The 11,785-nt window shown below is 61.7% G+C and carries 8 protein-coding genes; 6 read left to right on the top strand and 2 right to left on the bottom strand.

The features are described 5' to 3' along the window. Nucleotides 1-637, bottom strand: a 637-nt coding sequence (locus tag B3H86_RS00195; RefSeq protein WP_292050516.1) for a LytTR family DNA-binding domain-containing protein, incomplete at its 3' end; no start/stop codon positions are given. Nucleotides 638-640: 3 nt separating this feature from the next. Continuing rightward, nucleotides 641-1,384, bottom strand: a complete 744-nt coding sequence (locus tag B3H86_RS00190) for a TetR/AcrR family transcriptional regulator (protein WP_292050515.1) — start codon at nt 1,382-1,384, stop codon at nt 641-643. Between the two features lie 177 nt (nt 1,385-1,561). Here B3H86_RS00190 and B3H86_RS00185 point away from each other — a divergent pair, with 177 nt between their 5' ends. From B3H86_RS00185 to B3H86_RS00160, 6 genes are all read left to right on the top strand, one after another. Continuing rightward, nucleotides 1,562-3,811, top strand: a complete 2,250-nt coding sequence (locus B3H86_RS00185) for a TonB-dependent receptor (RefSeq protein ID WP_292050514.1) — start codon at nt 1,562-1,564, stop codon at nt 3,809-3,811. Between the two features lie 124 nt (nt 3,812-3,935). Then, complete coding sequence (locus B3H86_RS00180; RefSeq protein ID WP_292050513.1) at nt 3,936-5,477, top strand: spinster family MFS transporter; 1,542 nt, start codon at nt 3,936-3,938, stop codon at nt 5,475-5,477. Nucleotides 5,478-5,653: 176 nt separating this feature from the next. Next, on the top strand, nt 5,654-6,844 hold the full coding sequence (sucC, locus tag B3H86_RS00175; RefSeq protein WP_292050512.1) for an ADP-forming succinate--CoA ligase subunit beta: 1,191 nt from the start codon (nt 5,654-5,656) through the stop codon (nt 6,842-6,844). Between the two features lie 32 nt (nt 6,845-6,876). Next, the gene (sucD, locus tag B3H86_RS00170; RefSeq protein ID WP_292050511.1) at nt 6,877-7,779 is read left to right on the top strand and encodes a succinate--CoA ligase subunit alpha; all 903 of its coding nucleotides are present in this window, start codon (nt 6,877-6,879) and stop codon (nt 7,777-7,779) included. A gap of 334 nt (nt 7,780-8,113) precedes the next feature. Further along, nucleotides 8,114-11,125 carry a 2-oxoglutarate dehydrogenase E1 component gene (locus B3H86_RS00165; RefSeq protein WP_292050510.1) on the top strand — a complete coding sequence of 1,004 codons (3,012 nt, stop codon included), beginning with the start codon at nt 8,114-8,116 and terminating at the stop codon, nt 11,123-11,125. A 57-nt stretch (nt 11,126-11,182) separates the two neighbouring features. Continuing rightward, a partial coding sequence (locus B3H86_RS00160) for a biotin/lipoyl-containing protein (RefSeq protein ID WP_292050508.1) occupies nt 11,183-11,785 on the top strand: 603 nt, incomplete at its 3' end.

The following is an 11,785-nucleotide window of genomic DNA, read 5'->3' as shown; positions in this document are numbered from 1 at the left end:
TCCGATGCCATCGACGAACTCTGCGGTGCGTCCGGGCACCCTCCAGACCGTCGAGTTCGTCGATGGCATCGGACAGCCGCATCAGGATCAGGTCCGAACCACGCTCTGTGTGCAGGCGCAGATAATGGTCCTCGGCCTGGACAGCCCACAGTTCGGCTCCTCTCAGTTTGGCGGGCAGGCGCTGCAGGAAACGGGCGGGGGCCTGTCCGGCGACCTGATGTGTTTCCACCGTAGCGGATTTGGAGACGAGAACGTTGATGGCCGACATGACCCCCGTGATCACCAGTACCGGCAGCAAGAAATGCGATAGGGCACTCACCCTCGGAGGGGCATGCCAGAACAGGATAGATGTCGTCAGCCACACGGTCAGTGTCACCGGCACCGACATCATCAGCGTCAGCAGCGCAATCTCCAGCCAGGGGCGGTCGTCGGTATCGATCAGGCGCCGCAACAGCGGGCTGCACAGCTGGCTCCACAAGCCGCCCAGAACGATCAGGGGGACCCAGTAGATCAGCCGGATCCAGAACGGCTCCTGACCTGATCCGAAAGCGCCGCTGAACGCCAGAAACACTCCGGCGATGACGCCTATGACCATGCCGCGCAAAGTGGGGTGGCGATGCGGGGCGCTGATACGCATGGATCAGCCCTGACAGACGGCGCGGAAACCGGCTGCGCCGAACTTCACCATCTGATCGCAGGCCGTATCCAGATCGCCTGATTTGCACAGTCCGCCCGACAATCTGTCGATGCGCCCCGTCTCGCCGAGCGTCAGCGTGAGGGCCCCCGAAAGATTGTGCCAGGACCAGTACAGTTGTTCGTCCGTCGCCTCGGGAAGGATGCGCCGCACAAGTTCAAGCAGACGGCGGATGGCCGGATCGAAATAGCGCGCCATCGTCTCGCCGCCAAAAGCGGGATTGGCATTGGTCTGGGCGACAAGGGCCGCATAGTGTTTCCACCCCGGCCCCCCCTTGAGTGACCACTGGAAAGGAGGACGCAGGAAGGCTTCCAGCAGGCCCTCAAGCGTCATCCGGTCGCCTTCGCTCTCGGCATAGCGGTCCATTGCCGCCACGCGTTCATTGTTCCAGACAGCGGCGCGGCGATTGAAAACGGCATCGAACAGATCGCGCTTCGAGCCGAAATAATAGTGCACCAGAGCGGTATCGACACCGGCCTCTCGGGCCACCTCGCGGATTGTCACGCCATAGAAGCCGTGCTGCGAGAACAGGCCCTCTGCGGCATCCATAATGCTCTCGCGCGTGTCCAGAGATCCTTGGCTGGCCGTTTTCTTGGGGCGGCCGCGCTTGCCCGTCTCCGAGGTCGCCCCTGCATTGCGCGGGCGCTTGGCGGTGTCTGCAGCCGTCGTCTTGGGGGTGTTTGTGGTCATGTCTTCGCTGTCTTGGCCACGGAATCCGCAGCAGTGCAACCATGCCACAGTTCGCTGTTACGTCAGGTGCCATTCTATCTTGGCGTTTGACAGCCATAGCAATAAGCGTCACAGCTAAGAAAAATCATTGAACGCTGAATAAAAGCGTCGATCAGGTTGGAAACAGAGGGACTATCAATGAACCGTATGGTGAAGTGCGCCTTGATGGCTGGCGCTGCCCTGAGTGCTATCAGCACCGCAGCCTATGCCCAGGAGAGCCAGGACAGCGCGACGGCTGTCGAGGACATCATCGTTACCGCTCGCCGTACCGAAGAGTCGGCACAGAAGACCCCCTTGGCCCTCACGGCCTTTTCGGGTCAGACCCTGGAGCGCGTCGGTGCCCAGCAGGTCACGGATCTGCAGGGCGCGGTTCCGAACCTGAACCTTGTTCAGGGCCGCGGTTCCTCCAACGCCACCAACATCTATATCCGTGGCGTCGGCCAGCCGGACAGCCTGCAGACCTTCGACCCGGCCGTCGGCGTCTATGTCGATGACGTCTATTATTCGCGTATCCGCGGCACCCAGTTCGACCTGCTCGACCTCGAGCGCATTGAGATCCTGCGCGGTCCGCAAGGCACGCTTTACGGCAAGAACACCATCGGTGGCGCCATGAAGCTGGTGTCGCGTCGTCCGGGTCAGGACTTCCGCGCCCGCGGCTCCGTCTCGTTCGGCAACTACGACCAGTTTGAGGTTCAGGCGGCGGCTTCGGGTCCGGTGACGGACAAGCTGGCTCTGGGTCTGTCGATCCTGCATTCGGAACGCGGTGGCTATGTCACCGATCCGCGCACAGGTGCGGAATACAACGACAAGAACACTAACGCCCTGCGTGCCAGCCTGGCCTATGATCCCGCCTCGAACTTCCGTCTCGATATGACGGTCGACTACGCCAAGGATGATGCCGGTCTGACCGTGGGTCAGGCACAAAACAGCCTGACGTGGCTGGCCGGTGGTGTCGTCTATCCGGTGCAGCAGCCGGTCCCGACCTATGATTTCAAGACCAGCACCACGCCGGGCCTGCCGAATGAGACCCGTCTGGAAACCTGGGGCACGTCCCTGCGTGCGACGTGGGACCTGTCGGAAAGCCTGACGCTGAAGTCGATTACGGCCTACCGCGAGCTGAACACCGACGACTACATCGACTTTGACGCGACCCATCTGGAAATCGCCGATGCCTTGGTCGCCGTTGACCAGAACCAGTTCAGCCAGGAACTGCAACTGACCTATACGGGCGATCGTCTGAACGCCGTGGCCGGTGTGTACTATCTGCGCGAGAACGTGGACAGCCACCAGGAAAGCTACAACGACGCCCTGCTGGGTCCGGCATTCCTGAACTCGGGCTTTCTGCGCACGATCGACGACACGCTGGAAACCACCTCGACCGCCCTCTATGCCAACGTCACCTATGATGTGACCGACAAGCTGCGCGTCTCGGGCGGTATCCGCTATACCGAGGAAGAGAAAGACTACTGGCGTACGACCTCGACCTTCTACAGCCTGCTGCCTGCCTTCAACGCGACCTATGTGTTCGCGCCGTCGGTCGGCAAGTACGACGACACCTCGATCATGCTCTCGGCTGACTATCAGCTGACGGACGATGCGATGGTCTATGCCCGCTATGCGCAGGGCTTCAAGTCGGGCGGCTTCAACGGTCGTGCCAACTCGGCCACCGAAGCGACCGAGTATCAGCCGGAAACGGCGGACACCTTCGAAATCGGTGCCAAGACCACCTTCATGGACCGCCGTGTTCGCCTGAACGCCGCTGCCTTCATGACCCAGTATGAAGACTTCCAGGCCCGCGTGGCCGGTCTCGACACCGATCCGGTCACCGGTCTGCCCGCTCCGGTTCTGTCGGTCCTGAATGCCGGTCAGCTGGATATCATGGGCTTCGAGCTCGAAGGCGTTTTCGTTCCGGTGGCAGGTCTGACCCTCGACGCCCAGGTCGGCTATCTGGACGCCGAATACAAAGAGTTCAACGACACCCGCTTCACCAACTTCGGTGGCTCGCGTGCCTTCCAGGATCCGGCCTTCTCGCCGAAATGGACCCTGCGTATGGGCGCGCAGTATGAGTTCGCTCTGGAAGGCGGCGCGTCCCTGACCATCGGCGGTGCTGCCAAATATCGTTCGGAAATGGCACTGGCGGTGGACAACACTCCGGCCAACTCGAACGAGAAACTCGAGAGCATGTATCAGGACAGCTACTGGCTGTATGACGCCCGCATCGTTTGGTCGGATGCCTCGGACCGTTACTCGGTCGGCCTGTACGGCCAGAACCTTGCCGATGAGGTCTATAAGACCGACGCGCAGGAGTTCTCGTCCATCGGCAACATCCGCACCGCCTATTTCGGTGCGCCGCGTACCTGGATGGTCAAGCTGACGGCCAAATACTGAGCCGTGGCTTTTCGCCAGCAGTGACAACGGGGGCGGCGGTTAAAACACCACCGCCCTTTTTCTTTTGCATACTGCCGGGACGCCGCTACCGTTCCGAGCAGAAAAATATCGGGAGGGGGACGCCATGACACAGGCGCAGGCTTCAGGCCCAACGGTCGGCGGCACGGCAGGTGAAGAGCCAAAAGCTCCATCACCGGCATATCGCTATTATGTGCTGGCCATTCTCGTCTTTGTTTACATGCTGAACTTCGTTGATCGTCAGATCATCGGCATCCTGGCGGCCCCGCTCAAGGAAGAGTTCAAGCTTTCGGACAGCCAGTTCGGTCTGCTGGGAGGCATTGCATTTGCCTCGGTCTATTCGACCCTGGCGATCCCGCTGGCATGGCTGGCCGACCGCTCCAGCCGCGTGTGGATCATGACGGGTGCGCTGACGGTCTGGTCGGGCTTTACCGCATTGTGTGGTGTGGCGGGCTCATTCGGCCAACTGTTCCTGTTCCGTATGGGGGTGGGCGTGGGCGAGGCGGGCGGTGTGGCACCGGCCTATTCGCTGATCGCCGACTATTTCCCTCCGAACCAGCGCGCGCGGGCTATGGCCGCGTTCGCCTTTGGCATCCCGCTGGGTACCGCGGGCGGTACGCTGGTCGGCGGCCTGCTGGCGGCACAGTATGGCTGGCGCACAGCCTTTATCGTTGTCGGGGTTCTGGGCGTTCTGATCGCGCCGATCCTGCGGCTGACGGTGCGTGATCCCAAGCGCGGTGGCGCGGACGTCGCGGCGGCTACGCCCCCGAAAGCTCCGGCTGCGACCCGGATTGAAAGCGTTGATGAAAACGGTCTGGGCAAAAAGGTTGCGCTGGCCTGCTTTGGTATTGCCGGTGTGTTTGCGGGACTGGGCATTCTGAGCCTGATGGGTACGGGCGTAGCCAATCCGGTCATACCGTTCTTCGGTGCGGGCCTGTTGGCTGTGATCGGCATCTCCCTGTGGATCGCCAAGGCCACAGGCTCGGTCATCATGAAGAAGAAAAGCTTCTGGCTGCTGTCGCTGGGGGCGGCCTCTTCGTCGGTCTGCGGTTACGGCGTGGCAGGCTGGCTGCCGCTGTTTTTCATACGCAGCTTTGATCTGACCCTGTCACAGGTCAGCTGGTACTACGCCGGTATCGCCCTGATCGGCGGTCTGCTGGGTATCTGGATGGGCGGTGCCGTGGCCGATAAAATGGCCAGGCGTTCCAAGGGCGCCTATCCGCTGGTTCCGGCCATCGCCTTCATCATCTCGGCACCGTGCTTCATTCTGGCGATGAACTCGCCCGCGCTCATCTCCATGCTGCCCGGTGGCGGCAGTGCAGCCCTGGGCCTGGTGATTGCCTTCCTGATCTTCCTGATCCCGACCGGCCTCAACCTGGCCTGGCTGGGACCGATCACGGCGGCGGTCCAGCATCTGGCTCCGGCACCGATGCGTTCGACGGCTTCGGCTATCTTTCTCTTGATAAACAACCTACTGGGTCTGGCGGTCGGATTCTTCTACTTCGGCTGGATGAGCGATCTTCTTGAGCCGATTTTCAAGGAGGAAAGTCTGCGCTGGGCAATCTATACGGGAATGGGCTTTTACCTGATCGCGTCGGTACTGCTCTTCAGTGCATCGCGCACTCTGCCCAAGGACTGGACCGATTAATTCGCGCTAACGTTGTAGAATGATCGGCAAAGGCCGTGTGCATATCGCGCACGGCCTTTTTGCATTGTAACTCTTCTTGTGAGGCAGTTTGCGACTGACTGTTGCACTGCGGAACGCGCAACGCCTATAAGCCCGACCAAAGTTTCCCCAAACCTCTCCAATGGCGCGGATCCAAAATGAACATTCACGAATATCAGGCCAAACAGGTCCTCAAGGGCTACGGTGCGCCGGTCGCATCGGGCGTAGCCATCACCTCGGTTGAAGAAGCTGCCGACGCAGCCAAGCAACTGCCCGGGCCGCTTTACGTCGTGAAGTCGCAGATCCACGCCGGTGGCCGTGGCAAGGGCAAGTTCAAGGAACTGCCGGCTGACGCCAAGGGTGGCGTGCGTCTGGCCTTCTCGATCGACGAAGTCGTCGCCCACGCCAAGGAAATGCTGGGCAACACCCTCGTCACCGCCCAGACCGGCGAAGCCGGCAAGCAGGTGAACCGCCTGTACATCGAAGACGGTGCCGACATCGCCCGCGAACTGTACTGCTCGCTGCTGGTTGACCGCTCGGTCGGCCAGGTCGCTTTCGTCGTCTCGACCGAAGGCGGCATGGACATCGAAGCCGTCGCCCACGACACCCCGGAAAAGATCCACACCATCGCGATCAACCCGGAAGCCGGTGTCACCGACGCAGACATCGCCAAGATCTCGGCTGCCCTGGAACTGACCGGCGACGCCGCCGAAGACGCCAAGTCGCTGTTCCCGGCCCTGTACAAGGCCTTCGTCGAGAAGGACATGGACCTGCTCGAGATCAACCCGCTGATCGTCATGGAAAACGGTCACCTGCGCGTTCTCGACGCCAAGGTTTCGTTCGACGGCAACTCGCTGTTCCGTCACGAAGACATCCGCGCCCTGCGCGATGAGACCGAAGAAGACGCCAAGGAAATCGAAGCCTCCAAGTGGGACCTCGCTTACGTGGCCCTCGACGGCAACATCGGCTGCATGGTGAACGGCGCCGGTCTGGCCATGGCGACCATGGACATCATCAAGCTGTACGGCAAAGAGCCGGCCAACTTCTGCGACGTCGGTGGTGGCGCTTCGAAGGAAAAGGTTGCCGCAGCCTTCAAGATCATCACCGCTGACCCGAAGGTCGAGGGCATCCTCGTCAACATCTTCGGTGGCATCATGAAGTGCGACGTCATCGCCGAAGGCGTTGTCGCCGCGGTGAAGGAAGTCGGCCTGAAGGTTCCGCTGGTCGTCCGTCTGGAAGGCACCAATGTCGAACTGGGCAAGAAGATCCTGAACGAGTCGGGTCTGGCCATCACCGCTGCTGACGATCTGGACGACGCCGCCCAGAAGATCGTCGCCGCTGTCGCCTAAGCCCTGCACACCAGAATTCAGAGAACAGACACATGTCCATCCTCGTCAATAAAGACACCAAGATCATCGTGCAGGGCCTGACCGGCAAGACCGGCGGCTTCCACACCGAACAGGCTCTGGCCTACCACGGCACCCAGATGGTTGCCGGCGTGCACCCGACCAAGGGCGGCACCAACTGGACCGGTTCGCACGGCGAAACCCTGCCGATCTACGCTTCGGTTGCCGAAGCCAAGGACGCCACCGGCGCGACCGCCTCGGTGATCTACGTCCCGCCGGCAGGTGCTGCCGACGCCATCATCGAAGCCATCGAAGCCGAGATCCCGTTCATCACCTGCATCACCGAAGGCATTCCGGTGCAGGACATGGTCCGCGTCAAGGCTCGCCTCGACCGCTCGAACTCGCGCCTGCTGGGCCCGAACTGCCCGGGAATCATGACCCCGGACGAGTGCAAGATCGGCATCATGCCGGGCTCGATCTTCAAGAAGGGCAACGTGGGTATCGTCTCGCGTTCGGGCACCCTGACCTATGAAGCCGTGTTCCAAACCACCAACGAAGGTCTGGGCCAAACCACGGCTGTCGGCATCGGTGGTGACCCGGTCAAGGGCACCGAGTTCATCGACGTCCTGGAAATGTTCTTGGCCGACGAAGAAACCCAATCGATCATCATGATCGGCGAAATCGGCGGTTCGGCCGAAGAAGACGCCGCCCAGTTCCTGATCGACGAAGCCAAGAAGGGCCGCAAGAAGCCGATGGCTGGCTTCATCGCCGGTCGTACTGCGCCGAAGGGTCGCACCATGGGACACGCAGGTGCTGTCGTTTCGGGCGGCAAGGGCGATGCGGAGTCGAAGATCGCAGCGATGGAAGCCGCTGGCATCCGCGTCTCGCCGTCGCCGGCACGTCTGGGCAAGACCCTGGTCGAAGTCCTCAAGGGCTAAGACCTTTTCGATCCAAGGATCGGATAAATCGAAAAAAGAAGGCGGCGGAGTTTCGGCTCTGCCGCCTTTTTCTTTGCGTTAAGGGTTGGTGAAGCCGCGCGGGCCTAACACGGCACGGCAGGGCTCTGTGAAAGGCGAAAGGGACGATTTTCGCATTTCACAGGGGTTGGCAGTGGTCCAGAACTCGCTTGGCGGCGCTTTTTATGCCGCTTTCGACGAATTTCCTCCCGTTTGGCCATTCTAGGGCCATGACCCAGGAGGAAAGAGGGCCTATATGGGCTTCGCTCGTGGATGCTTTTGATGCGCCCACGGTGGAATAGGATGTGTGAGAAAAATGGCGGACGATGCAGGTCGGCTGAATCAGGTCTTTGCCGAGACCTCTTTCCTTTACGGTGCCAACGCGGCCTTCATTGAGGACCTGCACGAGAAATGGGCCAATGACCCGACCTCGGTGTCGGGTGAATGGCGCGCTTTCTTCGATCAGCTGAAAGACAATGCCGATCTGGTCAAGCAATCGGCAGGTGCCGGTTCGTGGGGCCGCAACCGTGATGAAGAACCGACGGAAGAAACGGCTGTGTTCGATGGCCGCTGGCCGGCTCCGAAGGCTGACCCCAAGGCGGGCAAGCCGGGCGCACGCCCTGCCGCTCCGGCTCCGGCCGCTGACGGTGCGCTGACCGCAGACCACGTCCGTGCCGCCGCGCACGACTCCATCCGCGCCCTGATGCTGATCCGCGCCTATCGCGTGAACGGCCACCTGGCTGCGAACCTCGACCCGCTGGGTATCGAGAAGCCGATCATCCATCCGGAACTGACCCCAGAATTCTACGGCTTCACCGCCGCCGACATGGATCGCAAGATCTTCCTCGACGGTGTGCTGGGCCTGCAGACCGCCTCGCTCAACGAGGTGATGGAAATCCTGAAGCGTACCTACGCCGGCACCATCGGTGTGCAGTACATGCACATCTCCGAGCCGGAAGAGAAGGCATGGCTTCAGGAGCGTATCGAAGGCGCCGACAAGTTCGAGAAGAACGCCTTCACCAAGGAAGGCAAGCTGGCCATCCTGAACAAGCTGATTGAGGCTGAAGGCTTCGAACGCTTCCTGCACAAGCGCTTCCCGGGCACCAAGCGCTTCGGCCTTGATGGCGGTGAAGCCATGGTTCCGGCCATGGAACAGATCATCAAGCGCGGCGGCTCGCTGGGCGTCGATGAAATGGTCTTCGGCATGGCCCACCGTGGCCGTCTGAACATGCTGGCTGCCGTCATGGGCAAGCCGTACAAGGCCATCTTCCACGAGTTCCAGGGCGGTTCGACCGTTCCGTCGGACATCGAGGGTTCGGGCGACGTGAAGTACCACATGGGGGCTTCGTCCGACCGCGAGTTCGATAACAACAAGGTCCACCTGTCGCTGACGGCCAACCCGTCGCACCTTGAAATCGTCAACCCGGTCGTTCTGGGCAAGTCGCGCGCCAAGCAGGCCTTCGATATCCGCGAGGCCAACGCTGGCAAGCCGGAAGCTGAATGGGCTCTGGACCGCTCCAAGGTGATGCCGGTCCTCATCCACGGTGACGCCGCCTTCGCCGGTCAGGGTGTCGTGGCTGAATGCTTCGCCCTGATGGGTCTGAAGGGCTATCGTACCGGCGGTACGATGCACTTCGTCATCAACAACCAGATCGGCTTCACGACGGCACCTCGCAACTCGCGCTCGACCCCGTATCCGTCGGACGTGGCCCTGATGGTCCAGGCCCCGATCTTCCACGTGAACGGTGACGATCCGGAAGCCGTGGTGTTCGCTGCCAAGGTCGCGACCGAATACCGTCAGAAGTTCCACAAGGACGTCGTGGTGGACATGTTCTGCTACCGTCGCTTCGGTCACAACGAAGGCGACGATCCGACGTTCACCCAGCCGCTGATGTACGCCAAGATCAAGAACCAGCCCTCGACGCGCGAACTGTATTCGCAGCGTCTGGTGGCCGAGGGCGTGATCACCCAGGCCGAAGTCGACGCACAGGTCACCAAGTTCGAAGCCTTCCTCGACGCCGAGTTCGAAGCGGGCAAGACCTTCAAGGCCGACAAGGCCGACTGGCTCGACGGCAACTGGAAGGGGCTGGAAGCTGAGAAGGCCGAGGACGCCGCATGGCGCGGCTCGACCGCCGTTCCGGCTGAAAAGCTCAAGGACTATGGCGCGCGCCTGACCTCGATCCCGAACAGCGTTGACGTCCACAAGACCCTGAAGCGCGTCATCGACGCCCGCCGCGAAACCGTCGCTGCTGGCGAGAACATCGACTGGGCCACGGCTGAAAGCCTCGCCTTCGCCTCGCTGGTCGATGAAGGCTACAACATCCGCCTGTCCGGTCAGGACTCGGTGCGCGGTACCTTCTCCCAACGTCACTCGGGCATCACCGACCAGACCACCGAAGAGCGCTACTTCCCGCTGAACAACCTGCGTGAAGGCCAAGGCCACTTCGAAGTCATTGACTCGGCCCTGTCGGAAGAAGCCGTCCTCGGCTTCGAATACGGCTACTCGCTGGCCGATCCGAACACCCTGACCCTGTGGGAAGGCCAGTTCGGCGACTTCGTGAACGGTGCACAGGTCGTGATCGACCAGTTCATCTCCTCGGGCGAGCGCAAGTGGCTGCGTATGTCCGGTCTGACCATGCTTCTGCCGCACGGCTATGAAGGCCAAGGCCCCGAGCACTCCTCGGCCCGCCTCGAGCGCTTCCTGCAGCAGTGCGCCGAGAACAACATGCAGGTCGCCAACTGCACCACCCCGGCCAACTACTTCCACATCCTGCGCCGTCAGCTGCACCGCGAATTCCGCAAGCCGCTGATCCTGATGACGCCGAAGTCGCTGCTGCGTCACAAGAAGGCTGTCTCGTCGCTGGCCGACATGGCCGAGGGTTCGTCCTTCCACCGCGTCCTGCGCGACGACGCCGAGCTGCGTCCGACCGTCGCCGGTGTCTCGCTGAAGTCCGACAAGGACATCCGCAAGGTCATCGTCTGCTCGGGCAAGGTTTACTATGACCTGCTCGACGCCCGCGAAAAGGCCGGCATCAACGACATCTACATCCTGCGTCTGGAACAGTTCTATCCGTGGCCGATCAAGTCGATCTCGGCGGAACTGGCACGCTTCCCGAACGCTGATCTGGTGTGGTGTCAGGAAGAGCCCAAGAATATGGGTGGCTGGACCTTCGTTGATCCGTGGATCGAGCTGACCCTCGAGAAGCTGGACGTGAAGGCCAAGCGCGCCCGTTACGTCGGTCGTCCGGCTTCGGCCTCGACCGCCGCGGGCCTGATGAGCCGCCACCTGAAGGAACTCGAGACCTTCCTCGCCGAGGCAATGGCCTAAACGCCGTCGTCGCACTAGAACGTATTTAAAGACCCGTTACGAAAAAGAGCCCCTGAAATGGCTGATATTCTGACCCCCGCCCTCGGTGAATCCGTGACCGAAGCCACCATCGCCAAGTGGACCAAGAAGGTCGGCGATGCGGTGAAGAAAGACGAGATCCTCGTCGAGCTGGAAACCGACAAGGTTTCGCTGGAAGTCGTGGCTCCGGCCGACGGCACCCTGTCGGCCATCAACGCCGGCGAAGGTGACACCGTGGTTCCGGGCACGGTTCTGGGTCAGGTTTCGGAAGGTGGTGCCGCCGCCGCTTTGGCTCCCGCCGCAGAGGCTGCTCCGGCAACGGCTCCGGCTGCTGCCGCCGCTTCGACGGACGGCGCTGTCGTTGACGTCGCCGTTCCGACAATGGGCGAGAGCGTTGCAGAGGGTTCGGTCGGTACCTGGCTCAAGCAGTCGGGTGACACGGTCGCCAAGGACGAGCTGCTGGTCGAGATCGAGACCGACAAGGTCGCGGTTGAAGTGTCGGCTCCGGAAGCCGGTGTACTGACCATCAATGTCCAGGCGGGTGAAGCCGTCACCCCCGGCCAGGTGATCGCCCAGATCTCGGCTTCGGGTGCTGCGGCTCCGGCTGCTGAGCCCAAAGCCGCCGCTCCGGCTCCGGCCGCT

It is taken from the genome of Brevundimonas sp. UBA5866, from assembly GCF_002432125.1.
Taxonomy (GTDB): domain Bacteria; phylum Pseudomonadota; class Alphaproteobacteria; order Caulobacterales; family Caulobacteraceae; genus Brevundimonas.
Note: the sequence above shows the minus strand (reverse complement) of the source record. Positions and strands in the feature narration are given on the sequence as shown.